Origin of the sequence: Micromonospora sp. NPDC005205 (assembly GCF_040608275.1) — a bacterium.
Classification (GTDB): Bacteria; Actinomycetota; Actinomycetes; order Mycobacteriales; family Micromonosporaceae; genus Micromonospora.
In genome coordinates, this window is sequence record NZ_JBEXHV010000005.1 from 21,305 (window position 1) to 41,833 (window position 20,529).

General features: G+C 69.1%; 13 protein-coding genes. 5 read left to right on the forward strand and 8 right to left on the reverse strand.

All coding sequences use genetic code 11. From position 1 onward, the window contains the following. Positions 1–384: 384 nt before the first annotated feature. The 8 genes from ABZU43_RS11780 to ABZU43_RS11815 form a co-directional block, all read right to left on the reverse strand. A complete protein-coding gene (locus tag ABZU43_RS11780) occupies positions 385–1,221 on the reverse strand; it encodes an aldo/keto reductase (protein ID WP_355006484.1) in 837 nt (278 codons plus the stop codon). After that, on the reverse strand, positions 1,218–3,020 hold the full coding sequence (locus ABZU43_RS11785; protein WP_355006485.1) for a glycoside hydrolase family 15 protein: 1,803 nt from the start codon (positions 3,018–3,020) through the stop codon (positions 1,218–1,220). Before ABZU43_RS11785 ends, ABZU43_RS11780 begins: the two co-directional genes overlap by 4 nt. A gap of 70 nt (positions 3,021–3,090) precedes the next feature. Next, positions 3,091–3,567 (reverse strand): hypothetical protein, encoded by a 477-nt coding sequence (locus ABZU43_RS11790; protein WP_355006486.1) that lies wholly within the window; start codon positions 3,565–3,567, stop codon positions 3,091–3,093. Positions 3,568–3,753: 186 nt separating this feature from the next. Further along, the gene (locus ABZU43_RS11795) at positions 3,754–4,077 is read right to left on the reverse strand and encodes a hypothetical protein (protein ID WP_355006487.1); all 324 of its coding nucleotides are present in this window, start codon (positions 4,075–4,077) and stop codon (positions 3,754–3,756) included. 77 nt (positions 4,078–4,154) lie between these two features. Next, a complete protein-coding gene (locus ABZU43_RS11800; RefSeq protein ID WP_355006488.1) occupies positions 4,155–6,608 on the reverse strand; it encodes an AAA family ATPase in 2,454 nt (817 codons plus the stop codon). 92 nt (positions 6,609–6,700) lie between these two features. Next, positions 6,701–7,537 carry an RNase H family protein gene (locus ABZU43_RS11805; protein ID WP_355006489.1) on the reverse strand — a complete coding sequence of 279 codons (837 nt, stop codon included), beginning with the start codon at positions 7,535–7,537 and terminating at the stop codon, positions 6,701–6,703. Positions 7,538–7,900: 363 nt separating this feature from the next. Beyond that, the gene (locus tag ABZU43_RS11810) at positions 7,901–9,676 is read right to left on the reverse strand and encodes a DUF6119 family protein (RefSeq protein ID WP_355006490.1); all 1,776 of its coding nucleotides are present in this window, start codon (positions 9,674–9,676) and stop codon (positions 7,901–7,903) included. A 95-nt stretch (positions 9,677–9,771) separates the two neighbouring features. Then, positions 9,772–10,302 carry a DUF4352 domain-containing protein gene (locus ABZU43_RS11815; protein WP_355006491.1) on the reverse strand — a complete coding sequence of 177 codons (531 nt, stop codon included), beginning with the start codon at positions 10,300–10,302 and terminating at the stop codon, positions 9,772–9,774. A gap of 184 nt (positions 10,303–10,486) precedes the next feature. Here ABZU43_RS11815 and ABZU43_RS11820 point away from each other — a divergent pair, with 184 nt between their 5' ends. From ABZU43_RS11820 to ABZU43_RS11840, 5 genes are all read left to right on the forward strand, one after another. After that, the gene (locus tag ABZU43_RS11820; protein WP_355006492.1) at positions 10,487–12,430 is read left to right on the forward strand and encodes an N-6 DNA methylase; all 1,944 of its coding nucleotides are present in this window, start codon (positions 10,487–10,489) and stop codon (positions 12,428–12,430) included. A gap of 126 nt (positions 12,431–12,556) precedes the next feature. Beyond that, a complete protein-coding gene (locus ABZU43_RS11825; protein ID WP_355006493.1) occupies positions 12,557–14,518 on the forward strand; it encodes a class I SAM-dependent DNA methyltransferase in 1,962 nt (653 codons plus the stop codon). Next, entirely contained in the window at positions 14,515–15,789 is a 1,275-nt protein-coding gene (locus tag ABZU43_RS11830) for a restriction endonuclease subunit S (RefSeq protein ID WP_355006494.1), read from the forward strand. The genes ABZU43_RS11825 and ABZU43_RS11830 overlap by 4 nt, the downstream gene beginning before the upstream one ends. Continuing rightward, positions 15,786–18,902, forward strand: coding sequence for a DEAD/DEAH box helicase family protein (locus ABZU43_RS11835; RefSeq protein ID WP_355006495.1), 3,117 nt, complete (start codon positions 15,786–15,788; stop codon positions 18,900–18,902). The genes ABZU43_RS11830 and ABZU43_RS11835 overlap by 4 nt, the downstream gene beginning before the upstream one ends. A gap of 21 nt (positions 18,903–18,923) precedes the next feature. Beyond that, complete coding sequence (locus ABZU43_RS11840) at positions 18,924–20,483, forward strand: serine/threonine-protein kinase (RefSeq protein ID WP_355006496.1); 1,560 nt, start codon at positions 18,924–18,926, stop codon at positions 20,481–20,483. Positions 20,484–20,529: the final 46 nt, after the last annotated feature.

A 20,529-nucleotide genomic window follows, 5' to 3' on the forward strand; every position in this document is an offset into this window, starting at 1 on the left:
GACCAGTCGAAGCGCACCTCACCGGAGCCAGAGGCGGCCCGGGCGTGGTGACCCGCCGCCCGCAACGTCTGGACCAGCCGGCGACCGGTCTTGCCGGTGCCGGCCATCACGAGTGGTCCCGCCGACGCCCCCGCAGAGCCGCGAGCACGGGCAGTCGACAGTGCCGACCACCAACGAGCGGGTCGAGGTGACCGTCCGCGACGGGTACAACGCCCGACCGGTCACGCTGTCGCTGTTCGGGCTCCGTGAATGTTGCCGGCCGATGTGGTGATGAGCGTGATGACTCACAGGCATATTGATGCCTCACAGTCATCACGCTCGTTACCGCGTCCGGTCCCGCAGGCATCACGCTCCGTGGTGCTGGTCGAGCATGCTCGGGGGCGATCAGAACTCCTCGTACACCGCCGGGTCCTGGTCCGAGAGGCGCCCGTCCGGGCGGCCCAGCGCGGTGATGGCCTCGACCTGCGCGTCGGTGAGCGTGATACCGAAGACGTCCATGTTCTCGGCCTGCCGCTGCGGGGAGGCGGCCTTGGGCAGCGGAATCACCTGACGGGCCACGTGCCAGGCGAGGATCGTCTGCGCCGGGCTGACGCCGAGCGCGGTCGCGATCTCCACGACCACGGGGTGCTGCTGGAGGTCGTTGCCGTGGCCGAGCGGGCTCCACCCCTGCACCAGGATGCCGTGCTCCCGGTGGTAGTCGAGCGCCTCCTGCTGCGGAAAATACGGGTGCACCTCGATCTGGTTGACCACCGGGGCCACCCCGGTCTCGGCCACCAGCCGCTCGATGTGCTCGGGCAGGAAGTTGGAGAGCCCGATGTGCCGCACCAGGCCACGCGCACGCGCCTCGATCAGCGCCCGCCACGCCTGCACGTACAGGTTTTCCTTGGGGTTCGGCCAGTGGATCAGGTACAGGTCGACCCGGTCGAGGCCGGTGCGGAACACACTCTCCTCGATGGTGGTCAGCGCCTCGTCGTAGCGGTGGTGCCGGCCCGGCAACTTCGAGGTGACGACCAGCTCGTCCCGCACGTCACCGGCCGACCGGGCGGCCCGGCCGACAGCGCCCTCGTTCTCGTAGTTCACCGCCGAGTCGATCAACCGGTAGCCCGTTCGGATCGCCTGACCGATCGCGTCGACACCCGCCGAGCCGTTCAGCTTGTACGTGCCGAGCCCGATCGCCGGCAGAGTCGTGCCGTCAGCGGCCGTCAGGTGCGGAATCGTCATGATCGGAACCCTACCCGCGTGGGGGCGTCTCGGATGGCGAGCGCGGCCTGTATCAACGCGGCGTGCGTCAGCGTCTGAGGGTAGTTGCCGAGGTGGGCACCCGTCGCCGGGTCCACCTCTTCCGGGTAGAGGCCGAGTGGGCTGGCGTGGTCGAGCATGGCCTCGAACAGTTCGACGGCTTCACGGCGACGCCCGGTGCGGGCGAGGGCCTGAACGAGCCAGAACGAGCAGGGCAGGAACGCGCCCTCGGTGCCGGGCAGCCCGTCCCGCCCGGGCGGGTAGCGGTAGAGCAGCGGACCGCCGGCGGACAGTCTTTCCCGGATGGCGTCGACGGTGCCGCGTACCCGGGGTGAATCGGTCCGGTCCATCTCGAGCAGCGGCAGGACGAGCAGGGCCGCGTCGAGATCCGGCGAGCCGTAGGTGCGGACGTAGCTGCCCGCCGTCGGGTCGAAACCGCGCGTCCGGACCTTGGCGGCGATGGCGTCCCGGGCGTCCTGCCAGCGTCGACGTTGACGCTCCGGCAGGGGATGAGTGCCAGCGATGGCCAGGGCCCGGTCCAGCGCGAGCCAGCCCATGAGCTTGGAATGGACATGGTGGGCCGGCTCCCGTACCTCCCAGATACCGGCATCGGGCTCCCGCCAGCGACCGGCGACCACGTCAGCGAAACCGCGTACCGCCCGCCACGTCTCGGCCGGGAGGCGGTGCCCGGCCTGAGCGAACACCCAGGCGGCGTCGATCACCCACCCGTAGCCGTCGAGCTGGTGTTGACCGGCGGCGCCGTTGCCCATCCGCACCGGAACGCTGTTGAGGTAGCCGGGCCAACCGGCCAGGTCACGTTCCGCTGGAACGCGCCGGCCGTGCAGGGTGAGCAGCGCCGGCAGGCGTGGCCGTTGCAACCGGGTGGCGTGCAACAACCAGGCGAGGAAACCGCGCGCCTCGTCGGTCTTGCCGACGCTGAGGAAGGCGCCGACACCGATGCTCGCGTCGCGGGGCCAGACATAGCGGTAGTCCCAGTTCCGTACACCGCCGGGATCCTCGGGCAGCGACGTGGTGGGCGCGGCCACCGGCGCTCCGGAGGGCGAGTAGGTCAGCAGCCGCAAGGTGAGCAGACTGCGTACGACGTGTTCCCGGAACGGCAACCGCTCGTCGATCTCCGCGGTCCAGGACCGCCAACGGGCCTCGTCCTCGACGAGCAGTTCCCAGGCGGCTGTCGGGTCGACGTGGATCACCGGTTCGCGGTGGGCCACGGCCAGTACGACTGTGACCGGATGTCCCGGCCGGACCGTGATCGAGGTGGGCCGACCGGGTTCACATCTGAACGTGGGCGTGCTGTTCAGCGCGACCGCCAACGCCCCCCACTCACAGACGAGCCCTTGGCGCCGGTGCTGTGCTCGGGGCCGGTGGTGCCGCGCGCCAAGGCGGGGATCGAACTCCACCACCGCCTCGACCGCTGCCTGCTCGGCCGACAGCCGTCGCACGATCAGTGTCGTGGGCAGCAGGCGACCGCTGACCTCGGCCACCATCGCCTCCGTGAGGCGGAGCCGCCCGCCGCCCGCCGCCCAGGTGGTCTCCAAGGTGGCGGTGTGCTGCCGGTAACGACGTTCAACGACGGAGGCCGGCCCGGCCGGGCCCACCCGGAACGTTCCGGCATCCGGGCCCCCGACCAGTCGGCCGAAGAGAGGATCGCCGTCGAAGCGGGGAACGCAGAACCAGTCCATCGCGCCGTCACTCGCGACCAGGGCGGCGGCGCGCGTGTCGCCCAGCAGACCGTAGTCGCTGATCGGTGGCCCGCCGTTCATGGAGATCGCTCCTCGATGCGCCACGCCGGGGAGCAGCCCGTGTCGGGCCGGGACGGCGGTCGAGCGCCGGTCACCTGGCCTGCAGGAGCAGCCCGAGACAAGCCCCGTAGACGACGTGGACGACAGCCGTGACCAGCGGGGTCTGGATGCCGTAGTTGAGGGCGAACAGCCCGGGCGGCTCCAACACCGCCGTGCTGGCCGGTCCCGCCCGTTGCGAGGCCATGCGCGGATGGACACCAGGAAGCAGCGGCAGAATCACCGTCAGCGCGATCCCGACGTGCACAATCCCGAGCAGCGCCCCGATCCACCAGTCCGCCCGGTGCAACAGCGCGAACGTGGCCGCGTAACCCAGGGCGAAACCCTGACCGGTGCAGAGGTGGAGGAAGAAGCCGACGACCCGGGCCCGGTCGGGGTCCTCCGTGACGAAGGCCCCGAGCACCAGGGGGATGTCGAGCCGGGTGAGACCGGCCAGTTGAGCGGTGATCATCGCCGCGGTGAGCGCTGCGGTGGCGACCAACCCGAACAACGCCCATCCGGCCCAGTCCATCTCAGCAGTCGTCGATGTCGCGAGCGTTCGCGGTCATCGGCCACCCTCCGGCTGAACAGCGTGAATCCCACGGCCCGGACCGGACACCAGCCCACCGGGTGTCTGGTTTATCACCATAAGCCACTGGAGCTGTCGCGCTGACCTGCTCGCCCAGACGCCCCGTGACGAGTTGGCAGGCGAACGTGGTCAGTCTCTGGTGTCCACGGTCGGATCAAGTCGCGCGAGCAGGGTGCTCACCTCGGTGTGCAGGCGACGCAGCTCTGCTGCCGTGGGGGCCATCTCGTAGCAGTGGTGGTGCGTGGCGGCGGAGAGCGTCGCCCAGGCGAACGCCACCCGGCGGGCGGTTTCGCGGCCCGGACCGAGCCGGCCGCGCAGCATCAACTGCTTCGCGCGGCCCTGCCGGCACGCCGCGACGGTCGGCTTCACCCGCCGCCAGTAGGCGTCGACGCCGCCTTCGAGGGCGAGCCGGATCAGGCAGGCGCAGGCCCGCGGCCACCAGCCCGCAGTCACCGCGACTGTTCCCAACAGTCCGGACCCGCGTAGAAGCTGATCGGCCGCCGCCAGGCAGCGCTGTGGCGTCGGCGCGGTCACGACAGCGCCGCCGCGAGGAGGCGGGCGTCCGCGACCAGGCCGGGCAGATCCGCCAGGTACGCGCCGTGCACACCCTCCCGACACGCCTGGTACGCGTTCACCGCACGTCGTCCGTGCCGGCGGCCCAGCCAGCCGAGCACGTCACCACCCTTCTCCGCGTCGTCGAACACCGCAAGGGCGACGATGGTGGCGACCCGTCGGGACGCGTCCTCGATCGCCTCCTCGATGTCGGCGTGCCGGACACCCCGCGCCACCCGGTTCCGCCAGACCGAGCGGTGGCAGGCCGCCTCGACCGCAGAACGGCACAGCTCCGCAACCACCGGTCCGCGCACCTCGGCGGGGATCTCCTCGTTGCGCGCCAACGCGTGCGCGTCGTCCAGGTAGCGGGTAACCGGGTCGGAGCCGGGCCGCAGCGTCACCATCGACTTCTCCGCGCGGGTCACCTCGATGATCCGCGCCTTGCCGAGATCGAGTCGGCGGACCGCGTCCGGCAGCCGGGTGTCGTGGGTGAAGACGACCACCTGCCGCTGCTCGGCCAGCTCGGCGAGCACCCGCGCGAGACCGTCCACCTTGGACGGGTCCATGCTCTGCACCGGGTCGTCGACCACGATGAACCGGAACGGGCTCTCCGGGGCGCAGCTGCGGGGCAGGAACGTCGCCAGCCCGAGCGCCTGCATCTCACCCTGACTCATCACACCCAGTGCCGTGCCGTTGTCGGCGCCGTCCACGCTGACCGGGAAGACCACCCGCCGCCGGGTGTTCGCGCCTTCCAACGTCATCGATCCCAGCTCGACGTTGCTCTCCTGCCGCAGCTGCGCCCAAATTTCCTGCGAGTGCTCGGCGAACGGCGCGACCCGCTCGTTGCGGATCTCCGTACCGGCGTCCTTCAGCCAGGCGCGCGCGGCCTTCAACCGGGCCACTGTCGCCTCCCGCGCCGGCAGCCCGCCGGCGGTGGCCACCCACTCGCGCACGTCGGCCGCCGCCGCCCGCCAGCCGGTGTCGCGCTGCCGCAGAAACCCCTCGGCGTACGCGCGGGCCGCGTCGACCGCCGCCACCACCGCCGGGTACCGCGCCGCCAGGTGGTCGGCCAGCTCGGCCGGCTCCCCGGGTACGCGCCGCAGCGCGGCCACGGCGTTGCGCAGCGCCCCGACCGTCGGCTCCGACCCGGGGCTTTCGGGCACCGCGAGGTCGTCGATCAGGTGGTGCGTCTGCCGCAGCAAAGCCGTCAGCCGGGTCGTCGCCGTCTGGGCGGCGACGCTGCGCTGCCGAAGCTCGCCGAGCGACTGTGCGGCGGCGGCACGCCAACCACCGTCGAGGGTGCCGGTGACGCAGACCGGGCACGACCCGTCGCCCTCGTCCTCGTGATGTTCGAGGGCGAGGCGGAGCAGCTCGGCGCTCCGCAGTGCCGCCCGGGACCTGCCACCGTCGTACCGCTGGGCCTCGACCGCCGCGTCCCGCAGCTGACCGGCCAGCCGGGTCACCTCGTCGACCGGCGGCGGGGCGAGGGCGGCAAGCTCCCGACAGAGCAGCACCTCCCGGTCGGTGGTCGCCTCGTCCGGCTCGTCGAGGACCGCCGCCACCGCGCCGAGGTCGACCGCGCCCCGGCCGCGCAACAGAACGGCGGTCCGCCGGGCCCGGTCGTCGGCGATCCCGTCGAGCGTGGTGACCAGGGTGGCGCGCTGTGCGCGTACCTCCTTGATTGCCGTGTCGTGCGGCCGGGCGGCGCGCAGCAGACGCTGGTCGGCGTCGGTGAGCGCGTCCAGCCCGAGGATCGCGAAGAGCGCGTCGAAGAGCTGACTCTGCGTTCCCGCGGCGAGCTTGCCCAGCTCGGCCGCGGTGAGGAATGGCCGGTACAGCTCCAGCGAGCGGGCCAGACCCAGCTCGGAGAGGTCCGCGTGCCGGCCCTGAGCACTGGTGACCGTCACCTCGGCGTCGGCCAGTTCCGCGCCGACCGGCCAGGCCCGGTGCACCCGCGTCGGCGTGGCCACCCCGTCGACGCGCAGCTCCACATCCACCCAGCACGGGTCCGGGTTGTGCAGGTTGCGCCACCCCGTACGCCAGACGCTGGTCTTGTCGGCCCAACGGGCGCTGTCGCCGGTGAGGGCGAGTTCGGCGGCCTCGGCGAAGCTGGACTTGCCGGATCCGTTGCGGCCGACGACCAGGGTGAAGCCCGGGCCGGGGCCGATCTGGATGGTCCGTTCCGGGCCGACGCCGCGGAACCCGGCGACGGTCACCGACTTCAACCAGATCCGTTCCGCCGGACTGTCGTCGGCGGGGGAGCGGGGGTCGAGCCGGGTGGGAGTACCGGCGAGCGCGGCGGTCAGGTCCTCTTCGCCGGTGAGGGCGGCGAGGACGAGTTCGGCGGTCTCGGTCGGTACGTCGTCAGCGGCGGCCAGTCGGTCGAAGATCAGCTCGATCAGCGGGGCGGTGGTCTGTGCGGGCTGGGTCATTGTCGTCTCCAGGCGTGTGGTGTCCGCGGGCCGACGGCTCGTCGACCCGCCCGGGGTGAGCGGTGGAAGTGCGGACTACCGCGGTCGCGCGGTCAGACCGTGGCGTTCGCGTGCCAGTCGCGCAGGAACGCGTCGACCAGGGCGTGCGCCCGAGGACGCAGGTCGAAGGACTCCTCCCGCCGTCGGCGGGCCATGTGCGACAGGCCGTCCGCGGCCTCGTTGAGGGCGTGGCCGCTGTGCCCCTTGACGTGCGCGAACGTCAGGTCGGGACGGTGAGCCACCTGCTCGGCGAGCCGGACCAGGGTCGGCTTGTCGGACCAGCGGCGCTGCCGCAGGCTGTAGCCGGCGGGCATGGCGTCGGCCTCGCCGGCCTGCCAGCGGTGCAGATACCGCACGGCCGTCAGGCTGTCCAGCAGCACGGTCATGCCCGCTGGCACCTCGTCATACCCGGTGAGCAGATAGTCGACCGCGCGCAGTTCGTCGACGAGCACTCGGGACCTGCCGGTCGGGTCGAGCCGGCCGGTGCCCCGCCCGAGCAGACCGTAGTGACCGTCGCTGACCACGTACCCGATGCCACCGGCGCAGCCCTTCCAGCTGGCGTCGGTCGCCGCCACCAGCGGACCGGACGCCTGCGCCCAGCGGAGCACCCGGCCGCGCCCACGGTCCTGGCCGGAAAGCGGCAGGCAGTCGGCCTTGCGCCCAGAGTGCTCGGTGTGCGTGGCGGCGAGGCGCTCGGCGGTGTCGAGCAGCTCGGCGGCGGAGGTCAGCTCGTCGTAGTGGGCGGCGGTGAGGGCGAGGTGGACCGCGTCACCGATGCCCTGGCAGTCGTCGCAGCGGGTGGCGCGGGTGTAGGGACGAAGGATGAGGACGCGGTCGTGCAGGGGCGGGGGGAGCTGGGTCAGGGCGCGGAGGAACTCATCGGGGCGCACGACGCCTCCTGACGTCTAGTGATGGGGACAGGTTCACTGAGTTCTCACAGCTCCGACACGTCGGTCACGACCGCGGTCAGCTTGTCGCCGGAGCGCTTCGTGCTGGCCGTCTCCTCCTGCTGAACGGAGGCGGAGTCGCCGGTCACCTCGAAGGTGTTGATGACCGGGTCCTCCGATGACCCAGCGGACCTGGGACCTTCTGCGGATGACGGGCTGCGGGCTCGTTGCGCCCACGGTCTCGGGCTGAGCCGGGGTACCAGGCTGAGCCGGGGGCTCGGCCGGTGGGTCCGGCTGGTGGTGAGGCTCGGTCATGGTTCTCTCCTCTGTTGAGCGGGAGGCTGTGGAGCTGATGTCGTGAACGGATCAGGTGGACGGGATGCCGACGACTTCGACCCCGACGCCCTCGTTGCGCAGGGACTTCATCGCCCGGTAGAGCGCGACCTGGGCGAAGGTGAAGAGCGAGTCCACGGTGAGCGGCTTGCCGGAGCCGAGGGCGATCGCGTAGATGACCTTGCGGGGCTGGAAGTTCAGGTCGACGACCCGCCCCGACGGCTGCCGCTTGACCATCTCGACGAGCGCGGTGCGGGCGTCGGCCTCGTACCGCAGCGCGTCGACCGACACCGCGCCCTGCGCGAAGAGGTGGCTCAAGGCCGAGCTGCCCCTGGACCGCTTGACGTGGATCAGCTCGTTGTCGGGCCCGAGCAGGTCGCAGGCCTCGAAACCGCGGTGGTGCTGGCCCGTCCGCAGCAGCTTCCGGTCCAGCAGGGTCAGGCCGCAGACCTCCGCGGCGCGGAAGTTGTACGCCTCCTCGTCCGGCAGGTCGGCGGTCCAGGCCGGGAGAGCGAAGCTGGCCGGCCTGGCCAGGATCTGCTCGATCTCGTCGCGGAGGAATTTGCGGTGCTGGTCGCCGATCTCGTACCAGCCGCCCTCGTGCAGCAGAAGCTGACTCTCCCCGTGCGCGAGCTGTGCGGTGATCCACCGCGACACCGCCGTGGAATCGATCTCCTCCTCGCCGGCCGTGTCCGCGTAGAGGGTGACGCGTCCGTTGCAGAGCGACGGCCACCGCTCGCCGTCCGGGACGCCTTCGGTCTGCGCGAGCACGTCCGCCAGCGTGAGCTCCGGCAGACGCGCCGGCGCGAGGCCGGACTTCGGCACCCGAAGCCTGTACGACTGGACCCGCTCGATCTCGCTGAAGACCCGGCCCGGTACGGCCAGCCCGACCTCCGCCGGATCCGGCAACCGGAGCAGCCGGTCCAGCTGCTCCTCCGCCGTCGACAGCCGTGGGTCCGTGGCCGGCACCGGACGGATCTGGGTGATGAACTCCAGGTCAGCGAAGGGTGCTTCCTGCTTGCGGACCCGATCGATCTCCCGCAGGTCGGCGAGCAGGCTCGCGGGCTCGACACCGAGGTGGATGCGCAGGGTGTCGCTGCCCTCGACCGGGGTGGCCTTGCCGGTGGAACGGCAGACGGTCAGGTTCGGGTTGAACGTCCGCCCGCAGACCTGGCCGACGATCTCGCCCCACTTGTCGATGCCGTACATCCGGATGTGCTGACCGCCCGGGACCATGTTGCGGTCGACCCGGCCGGTGGTGCCGAACACCCGCCGGCGTACCTGCTTGATCTCGTCGGGGGCGAGCGACCGCACCGCGAAGCCGATCCCGAAGCCTGGGTTGGCGAGGTCCAGATCGACCATGTGACGGCCGACGGTGCCGTAGGTGAGGGCGTAGACGTTGCCGTCCACCGCGACGAGCAACGCGGCACCGCCACTGCTGAACCCCAGGTCGGTTTCCTCTCCGGTCAGCGAGGCGAGCACATCGCACCAGTCGGCCCGCTGGCGCGGCACTGTCCCGTGCACCAGCAGCGCCGGTGCACCGGCGACCAGGCGCTCCTCGACCAGGAAATCGTGCTGTCGCACGTAGCGGTGGTTCACCGCCTCATGAAGGCCATCGACGGTCGGCGTCACCCGTTCGAGCTGGTAGACCGACGTCAGATAGGTGCCCTCCGGCCGCTCGGGCAGGTCGAGGTCAAAGAGGGTGGGTGCTTCGTACGGCGGACGGGTGACGTCCTTGCGGACGACACGGCGGTTGGTCGGTCTGGTCGTGGTGGGCCTGGTCGTGGTCGGCTGGCTCGCACGGCGCACGTCGATCTCCTCGCGTTGAGAATCGGGGTGGCGGTGGTGCGGGGGAGGGGTACGCCGAGGACGGGCTTCGCGGGTCCCGCCCTCGGCGCGAGGGGTCAGCTCAGGGCGACGGTGACGCCGCCGGAGAACATCGAGTCGTGCAGCTCGAGCTTGGTGAGCTTGACGCTCTTCGGGATGTCGAAGACCACGACGCCCTTCACCTGGTTGCCAGGGTTGATGTCGTTGAGGAACGTCTCGGCGTTCTTGTTCGCGTAGATCGCCGCGCCGGAGTCGGCGGAGTACTCGGTACCGTCGGCCGCGTACGCCTTCTGGCTGCTGCCGTCGAACATCTGCGCTTCCTTGCCAATGTTCTTCACGTTGACCGTGACCAGGCAGAACTGGCCCTGCGCCTTCTGCTCGAGCGGGGCGCTGCCGACCTTGCCCACGCCGCACTTGGACGACTTGACCGTGAACTCGAACTTCCCGTCCCGGGCCGGCTCGCCGACCTTGGCGGTCTTCGGCTTGTCGTCACCCTTGGCGCCGCCGGCGTCGTTGCTGGAGCTGCTCGCGTTGTCGGTCGAGCCAGCGCCGCAGCCGAGGGCGACGACAGCGGTGGCGAGCAGGGCGAAGGTCGTGGTCTTCCGCATGGCTTCTCCTGAATCGGGGCGTGGCGGCGTTCAGTAACGCCGCAGGGGGATGGATTGCGCCGCATCCAGTGCGGCGAAAGCAGCGAAAGTAAAGCACCGCGTGAAAGCACTGTCAACCACGTTGTTGCCATCAACCGTCTGCTGTCCTAGAGTTGCGCTGACTGGTTGTCAACGAGGAGCAGACATGCCACAGGTCACCGCTGCGGAGATCTCCCGCATGGCCGGCGTCAGCCGGGCGACTGTCAGTAACTGGCGCCGCCGCCACGCCGACTTCCCCTCGCCCTCCGGCGGGACCGAGGCAAGCCCCGCGTACGACCTGGACGCGGTCCGTTCCTGGCTCAGTGGTCGAGGTCAGCTGCCGGCGGAGACGCCGGCGGAGGAGATGCGAGCGGCTCTGCGTGAACGCCCCGAGAAGGGTGAGCCATTACGACTGCTGCCGTTGGTGCTCGCCGCGCACCGGCTCGCCCCCGCATACGTCGACAGGGTCTTGGACTTGCCCGACAGGGATCTGGTCCGGCGTGCCACCGACCTCACGGGCGATGCGGTGACTTACGGTGGCGACGAGGCCCGGGTCCTGCGGGCGCTGCTGCGGTCCGTGCGTGTAGACGGCGCGCTCGTCGTCGCCGACCTTATCGGCGAGCGGGGCACTGACGATTCGACCACGACCGGCACGTACCGGACACCGGCGGAGGTGGCGGATCTCATGGCCGACCTGCTGCCCGGCCCCGACAAGCGCTTCCCCGCCGACGTGTACGACCCAGCCTGCGGGGTGGGCGGGCTGCTGGCCGCAGCTGCCCGTCGTGGGGCTCGCCGACTGTACGGGCAGGATCTGGTGCCAACTCAGGCGGCGCAGGCCGCGACACGCCTCGGACTGCAGTACGGGAACGTCCGCGCCGAGATCCGAGGTGGGGACAGCCTGCGCGACGACGCATTCCCGGACCTGGGAGTCGACGGGGTGCTGTGTAACCCCCCGTACGGCAACCGCGATTGGGGCCAGGAGGTCCTCGCGTACGACCCGCGCTGGGTCTTCGGCCTGCCACCGAAGGGTGAGCCCGAGCTGGCCTGGGTCCAACACTGTCTCGCCCATCTCGCACCCGGCGGTCGGGCAGTCCTGCTGATGCCTCCCGCGACCGCCGAACGCGCCTCCGGTCGCCGCATCCGAGCGGAGCTGGTGAAGAGCGGGGCGCTCCGAGCGGTCATCGCGCTGCCGGCCGGCGCCGCGCCACCCCCGCACATCGGTCTGAATCTGTGGGTCCTGACGCGACCCGATGACGGAGCTCAGACGGCGCCCGACACCGTGCTCTTCGTCGACGCAGCCGGGCCAGGCCGACAGGGCTGGGAGTCCGTCCGCGACGCCGCGCTCAGTGCCTGGTCGGCGTACGACGGCGGGGTGTTCGAAGCCGTGCCCTCGGTGGCGCGGGCGGTGCCGGTCGTCGATCTGCTCGCCGGGCCGACCGACCTTGCTCCGGCCCGGCACGTTCAGTCGGTGACGGTGGCGATCCGGCCCGCGGATCACCTGCGCCAGGTGCGGCGGATGCACGTCGAGCTGCGACACGCGGCGGAGGCGCTGATCGGTGTGACGGAGCGGAGCGAGCGGTGGACCGCCGCCGGCAAACAGCCGCAAACCTGGCGTACGACGGCTGTCGCGGACCTGCTCAGAGGCGGAGCGCTGACGCTGCTGCGCGCGGTACCCGCTGGTCGAGCTGCCACCGTCGACGCAGACGTCGAGATCCGTGCGGGGGATGTCATCCTGCCGGAGTTGTTCGCCCGGCCCTACCGCGCCCGCGTCGCCGCTGCCGCGGACGACGGTCGACCGCTGGGCCGCCAGCATCTCCTGCTGCGCCCCGACCCGCAGCGCTTGGACGCGTGGTTCCTCGCGGGGTTCCTCAGCGCGGAGGAGAACGTCAACGCGGCCGCCACCGGAAGCACCATCGTGCGGGTCGACGTCCGCCGGTTGCAGGTGCCGGTCATGACGCTGCCGGACCAGCAACGGTACGGGCGGGCGTTCCGCCAGGTGCAGGAATTGCGCGACACGGCCGTTATGCAGAGCCGGCTCGCCGACGAGGCTGCGGACGCCCTCGGTATCGGCCTGACCGGCGGAGCGCTACGTCCACCGGACGAGGGGTAACCGTGACCGATCTTGGGCTGTCACCATTCGCGGTGACGCGACTACGGTGAGACCCCCACGTGACTGAATTCTGCTGGGACCAGGGGCGGTTCCGCCCCCGACGAGTTGTGAAAGTGAGCTGTTGACGTGAGTACCCACCAGAGCCTGGCCGGTTTCATCTGGTCAGTCGCCGACCTGCTGCGCGGTGACTACAAGCAGTCGGAGTACGGCAAGGCGATCCTTCCGTTGACCGTGCTGCGCCGCCTGGACTGTGTCATGGCGCCGACCCGCAAGGCGGTGTGGGACCGCGACGCCTCACTGACGCTCACCAACAAGGACCAGTTGCTCCGGCTCGCGGCCAGCCTGCCGTTCTACAACACGTCCAAGCAGAGCTTCGACACCATCGGCGCGTCCGCCCCGGACGTGGCGAAGAACCTCACCGACTACATCAACGGCTTCTCGCCGAACGCCCGCGAGATCATCGACAAGTACGACTTCCATACGCAGATCGCCCGCCTGCAGTCGGCCAAGCTGCTCTATCCGGTGGTGCAGAAGTTCCGGGACATCGACCTCAGCCCGGAGCGGGTCGACAACCACCAGATGGGTTACGTCTTCGAGGAGCTGATCCGGCGCTTCTCCGAAATCTCGAACGAGACCGCCGGTGAGCACTTCACGCCACGCGAGGTCATCAAGCTGATGGTGAACCTGCTCATCGGCCCGGACAACGAGCACCTCACCGGAGCCCCGGTGATCAACGTGCTGGACCCGGCCTGCGGCACCGGCGGAATGCTCTCGGCGGCGGAGGAGATCATCTCATCGCTCAACCCGAGCGCGACGGTGCGCCTCTTCGGTCAGGAGCTGAACGCTGAGTCGTACGCCATCTGCCGCTCGGACATGATGCTCAAGGGCCAGGATCCGTCGAACATCCACCTGGGCAACTCGTTCAGCGACGACGGCCACGAGGGCCAACGGTTCGACTACCTCTTGGCCAACCCGCCCTTCGGGGTGGAGTGGAAGAAGGTCAAGGACGAGGTCGACGCCGAGGCCACGCTCGGGCACGCCGGCCGGTTCGGTGCCGGCCTGCCGCGCATCAACGACGGCTCGTTCCTCTTCCTGCAGCACATGATCTCCAAGATGGAGCCGCCGGAGAAGGGCGGGTCCCGCATCGCCATCGTCTTCAACGGCTCGCCGCTCTTCACGGGCGCGGCCGAGTCCGGCGAGTCGAACATCCGCCGCTGGATCCTGGAGAACGACCTTCTTGAGGGCATCGTCGGCCTGCCCGACCAGCTCTTCTACAACACCGGCATCTCCACGTACTTCTGGATCCTGTCCAACCGGAAGGCGGAGGCCCTCAAGCGCAAGGTGATCCTGCTCGACGCCCGGGACCAGTGGGTCAAGATGCGCAAGAGCCTCGGTGACAAACGCAAGATGATCTCAGAGGACCAGGTCACCCACATCACCCGGCTCTACGGCCAGGCCCTCACCATCGCGGCGGACGAGTCGCACCCGAACCACGGCAAGGTCAAGGTCTTCCACACCACGGACTTCGGCTACCAGCGGATCACCGTGGAACGGCCGCTCAAGCTCCGCTTCGAGATCACCGAGGAGACGCTCGCCGCGCTCGCGGAGAGCAAACCCCTTTCCCGGTACGCGCACCGCGACGAGTTGATCGGCGCGTTCAAGCCGCTGCTCGGCACGGTGTGGCGGACGAAGGCCGAAGCCAAGGACGCACTCCTGGCGGCCGCGGTCGCCGGCGGTGCGCTGTGGCCGACCGGTGCTCCCGCGAAGGCCATCATGGACAGCGTCTCCATCAGTGACCCGGATGGGGAAGTGCAGAAGGTCAAGGGCGAGGTCATCCCGGACGCGGACCTGCGCGACTTCGAGAACGTGCCGCTCGCCGAGGACATCCACGAGTACTTCGACCGCGAGGTCCGCCCGCACGTCCCGGAAGCGTGGATCGACGAGAGCAAAACCAAGATCGGGTACGAGATCCCGTTCACCCGCCACTTCTACGTCTACAAGCCGCTGAGGCCGCTCACTGAGATCGACGCCGAACTCCGCGACCTTGAGGCCCAGATCCAGGCGTTGCTTTCCGAGGTGACGGGATGATTCTCACGCGAGGCGTTGACCTTGGTTGGACATCCAGTATCCCAGTGTACTGGAAGGTTGTTCCATTGCGATACGTGGCCCAAATTGGCACGGGCCATACGCCCGACCGGAATAAGCCCCAATACTGGGAGAACTGCGCAATTCCATGGGTCACGACCCCCGATGTGACTAAGCGGGCTGATGGCTTGGCTCCGCTTATGGAAACTGAACAACATATCAGTGAACTAGGTCTCGCCAACAGTGCTGCCGTGCTGCACCCTGCTGACACGGTGATGCTGAGCCGCACCGCGTCGGTGGGATATAGCGTCCGTATCGGTAAGCCAATGGCGACGACGCAGGCGTTTGTCACCTGGAAGCCTGGTCCAGAGCTAGACGCCCGATACCTCCTCCTCGTCTTTCGGGCGATGGTCGAGGAGTGGAAGAGGCTGGCCTACGGCTCCACTCATCTTACTATCTATATGCCTGACCTCGAAGCTCTGCGGATTCCGCTCCCGCCTCTCGATGAGCAGCGACGGATCGCCGACTTCCTCGACGTCGAGACCGGCCGTATCGACGCCGTCGCGGCGGTGCGCCGGGTGCAGGTGGGGCTGCTCGATGAGCGTTCTCGTAGCATTGTCGAGCTTCATCTCTCTGAGGCAACAAATACAACCCAGAAGTTGATCCGGGCGCTTGCATTACTGCGGGACGGCTCCCATCAGCCTCCTCCTCGTGTCGATGCCGGCGTGCCCCTCCTCACTGCGCGGAACCTGTCGACGGGCAAACTCCGGCTCACCGCCCTGGACACTCATGTATCGGACGAGGATGCCGTGACGATGGAGCGGTCCTTTAGGGTTACGGAGGGTGATGTGCTGATGTCGGTCAAGGGCACAATCGGTGCGGTTGCCGAAGTGCCCCGCGGCTTTCCGCGAGTGGTGTTGGATCGCAATGTCGCAATCTTGCGGCCGCAGCCGGAGTTGATGACTTCAGCCTGGCTCGCGTTTGCCCTCGCAAGCGCGAGTGTTCAGGAGCAAATTAGGGCGGCAGTGTCAACTGTGGCTCAGCCGGGTTTGCCGCTCGGTCTGATTGCCAGTTTGAATGTCCCTACTGCTTCTCTTTGTGAACAGGAAAGCGTCGCCCACCGAATTGCAGCCGAATTGGGCGCCATCGATAATTTGAAAGAGGTGGCCAAAACACAAATCGAGGTTTTGGCTGAGCGGCGGCAGGCGTTGATCACGGCCGCGGTCACCGGGCAGTTCGACGTGACGACCGGGAGGGGAGCGGACCTGTCGTGAGCACACACGTCTACAAGGAGCAGGCGTTCGAGGCGACGATCGAGGCTGAACTTCTCGCCGCCGGCTGGCACCGGGGGCTGTCCAACGGCTACCGCCCCGACCTCGGTCTTGACACCGGCGAGCTTGACACCTTCATCGGGGCGACCCAGAAGAAGGAGTTCGACCGGCTTATCACCGCCTACGGCGACCTGGCCACCGCCCAGCGGGAGTTCGCGAAGCGCGTCGCGGTCGAGATCGACAAGCGGGGCGCGCTCGACGTGCTCCGCAACGGGGTCAAGGACCGGGGCGTCACCATCCTGCTCTGCTACTTCCGGCCCGGCCACACTCTCGCCGTCGGCGCGCTGGACGAGTACCAGGCGAACCGGCTCACCGTGGTCCGGCAGTTGCGCTACTCGGCGAAAACAGCCGACGAGCTGGACCTGGGCCTGTTCGTCAACGGCATTCCGATCGCCACGGCGGAGCTGAAGAACACGCTGACCGGGCAGGACGTCGAGGACGCGAAGCTCCAGTACCGCAAGAATCGCGACGCGAAGGAGCTGATTTTCGCACGGCGTACCCTCGTGCATTTCGCCGTTGACCCGCACCTGGTCTTCCTGACGACGCGGCTCGCCGGGGAACAGACCCGGTTCCTGCCCTTCAACGTCGGCTCGAACGGGCCTGGGGTGTCCGGTGGTGCCGGGAACCCGCCCGCGCCGGCCGACGGCTACCAGACCTCCTACCTCTGGCGGCAGGTGTGGCAGCGGGACAACTTCCTCGAACTGCTGCAACGGTTCGTGCATGTCGAGGTGCCGAGGAAGGGCAAGGCGACCCCCCACGTCAGCCCGTTGATCTTCCCGCGCTACCACCAGTGGCACGCGGTGCGGCGGATGGTCGACCACGCCTCGGATCACGGGCCGGGTCACAACTACCTGATCGAGCACTCGGCAGGTTCGGGCAAGTCGAACACCATCGCCTGGCTGGCGCACCGACTGTCCAACCTGCACGACGCGGACAACCAACCGGTCTTCGAGAAGGCCATCGTCATCACCGACCGGGTCGTGCTGGACCGGCAGTTGCAGGACACGATCTACCAGTTCGACCACGTGGCCGGTGTGGTCAAGAAGATCGACGAGGACTCCCAGCAGCTCGCGGACGCCCTTACCGGCTCGGCCGCCCGCGTCATCATCACGACGTTGCAGAAGTTCCCGTTCGTGCTGGACAAGGTCGCCAAGCTGGGCCAGCGCCGGTACGCGGTCATCATCGACGAGGCGCACTCGTCGCAGTCGGGGGAGTCGGCGAACGCGTTGAAGAAGGCGCTCGGTCGGCTCGGCTCGGACGACATCGACGCCGACGGCGACCTGCTGACCGCCTCCGCCCTGGCCAGGGGCAGGCACGCCAACCTGTCCTACTTCGCCTTCACCGCCACGCCGAAACAGAAGACACTCGAACTGTTCGGCACCCGCAACCCCGGGACCGGCCAGATGGAGCCGTTCCACGTCTACTCGATGCGCCAGGCCATCGAGGAGGGCTTCATCCTCGACGTGCTGCGCAACTACATCACCTACGAGGCGCGGTGGCGGCTGGCCAGCGCGGCGGTCGAGGCCGTGGAGGCCGCCGACCCCGAGGTCGACCCGAAGAAGGCAAAGGCCAAGCTGGTACGGGCGGCCGAGCTGCACCCCGAGTCGCAGGACCAACGGGCGCAGATCATCATCGATCACTTCCGCACCGAGGTCAGCGAGCGCATCGGCGAGCGGGCCAAGGCGATGGTGGTGACCCGCTCCCGTGAGCACGCGCTGCGGCTCTACCAGGCAATGCGCAAGTACCTCGACAAGCGTGGTGTCACCGACTGCGCGCCGATCGTGGCGTTCTCCGGCACGCTCACCCTCGACGGCATCGACTACTCCGAGTCGAAGCTCAACGGGTTCTCCGAGGCGGCTCTGCCGGACGCTTTCGCGTACACGAAGGTCGGCGATCCTCAGGCCACGGCCCGCAACCAGACCGAATACCGCATCCTGGTCGTCGCCGAGAAATACCAGACGGGCTTCGACCAGCCGCTGCTCGCGGCGATGTACGTCGACAAGCCGCTCGCCAGCGTGGCAGCCGTCCAGACCCTCTCCCGCCTGAACCGCATCCACCCGGACAAGACGCAGGACGACGTCTTCGTGCTCGACTTCGCCAACAAGGCCGAAGACATTCAGAAGTGGTTCAAGCCGTACTTCGAGACCACCATCACCGAACCGACCGACCCGAACCTGCTCTACGACAAGCAGCGCGAGGTGATGGACTTTCAACTCCTGGTCGATTCGGAGATGGACGCCTTCGCCCGAGCCCTGCTCGCCGCCGATCAACCCTCGATGACCGCCGGGCAACTGGAGAAGGCGCACGCCGCGCTCTACCGGTTCCTTGAGCCGGCGGTCGACCGGTTCAACCACCTGGCCAAGGACGACCGGGACCGCGCCGAGGAGTTCCGCTCGTCGGTGAGCGACTACGTCCGGGCGTACGGCTTCCTGGCCCAGGTCGTCGGGTACGGCGACGAGGATCTGGAACGGCTCTACCTCTACAGCCGTTTCCTGCTCCGACGGCTACCCTCCGAGCCGGGTGCGGGCGTCGACATCGGTCCGGCCACGCTGAGCCACCTGCGCATCCGCAAGCGCGCCGAGGAGGACCTCTCGCTGCAACCGTCCGGCGCGCACCTCATCCCCGGCTTCTCGCCCGACGGCGGCGCCGCCCGCCAGATCGAGGAGAAGCCGCTCAGCGAGGTTATCGAGGAGCTCAACGAACGCTTCGGCTACGACCTCAGCTCGTCCGATCAGATCCTGCTCGTGCAGCAGATCATCTCACTGGCTGAGGACGAGAAGATGCAACAGGTCGCGCTCAACAACGACATCGAACGGTTCGGTCAGGTGGCCGACCCAGAGCTGGACAACATCGTGGCCCGCAACCATGATCGCAACACCACGTTCGTCGGGCGGTACTTCGACAACCCGGAGTTCCAGGCTGCCGTCAAGGCGGAGGCCCGGCGTCGGGCGTACGGGCTGATCCTGAGCCCGTCTCGCGCCGAAGCGTTGCGCAAGCTCCGCAGTCAGGTCTCCGGGGCGAACGAGCAGCGTGCGACAGCGACCAGCGGCGAGTGACGATTCGGGGGAACGGGCGCGGTGAGCGACGTGATACCGGCTGAGGAGTGGGTCTTCGCGGACCGGTACCGCGTCGACGCACCGATCGGTAGCGGCGGCATGGGTGCCGTCTGGAGCGGCTACGACCGGCACCTGGACCGCCGCGTGGCGATCAAGCTGATGCGGAACACGCCCGGCCCGGCGATGACGTTCGGCAGCGCGGAGAACGCGGCGTTCAACGAGGCGGTGGCGGCAGACCGGGAGCGGTTCCTGCGGGAGATCCGCACGACCGCCCGCCTCGAACTCCCCGGCATCCCCGCGGTGTACGACTTCGGGGTCGAGGAGTCGACCGGCCGCATCTACCTGGTGATGCAGCTGGTGTACGGGCAGACGCTCGCAGAGCTCATCGCCTCCCGGACCCACGCCGCCGACCCGTGGCCGATCACCTGGGCGGTCGCCATCACCGCCCAGGTGGCGGCCACCCTCGTCGACGTCCACCGGGTCGACGTCGTCCACCGCGACATCAAGCCCACGAACCTCATGGTCAGCGACGGGGGAGTGGTCAAGGTCCTCGACTTCGGGGTGGCCATCCTGCGCGGCGCGAGTGCCCTCCCAAGACTGACCCAGGTCGGCCTGACCGTCGGCAGCCCGCCCTACATGCCGCCAGAACAGGCCCTGGGCAACCCGGTCGGGCCGGCGAGCGACGTCTACGCGTTGGGGTGTGTCCTGTACGAGGCCCTCACCGGCCGGGTGCCGTTCCTGGAGACAACCAGCCGCTCCTACCAGGATCACCACGTCAACACCCCGGCGCCGACGGCGCGGGCGCTGCGCGCCGAGGTGCCCTCCGACCTCGACAACCTGGTCGCACGAATGCTGGCGAAGCGGCCCGCTGACCGCCCCTCGGCAGAGGACGTCTACGAGACGTTGCTTCCGATCGCCGCCCAGCCCGGTCCCGCTGGACCCGGCGGCAACCGTGACCCGCGCCGTCCCTTCCTCCGCCCACTCGCACCCGCGCCGCGTCAGCGGGGAGCCGCCCCCGTTCCGAAGCCGACATCGACGACCTCGGCGCCGCTGAGCGTCGACGAGGCGATCGAGATCCAGCAGCAGGTTGGCGACCTGGTCCAGGATTCGCAGTTCCAGCAGGCCATCGATCTGCTCGACGAGGCGGTGGGGCGGGCGGCCGCCGAGCCGGCGCTGAAGCTGGAGATGCAGGTGGCTCTGGCATCGACGCTGTGGTTCGCCGACGAGTTCAGTCGGGTGGCGGCCGTCCTCGACGAAATTCTCCCGAAGGTCAACGGTGGGGACGAGCTGACCGTTCTCTACTACTACTCGGGCGTCAGTCACGCCGAGATCGGCAACATCGACGAGGCCGTCAAGCAGCTCACCGAGTTCCTCGCCCTCGCCGAGCCGTACGACCCCCTGCACCGGGACGCCACCTACCGCCTCGGCATGATGCTGCCCGCCGTCGGCCGCACCAGCGAGGGTCTTCGACATCTCGAGGCGCTTCGGCCGGCTCTCGTCGCGGAGTACGGGCCGGGCTCCGCTCACGTCAGGACCCTGGACAGGCGGATCGCCCAGATCCGGCGCGGACCCGACCTCTAGCGAAGACCGCGACGGCCGGGCCAGTTGGGCGACGGGGGCGCGTCCG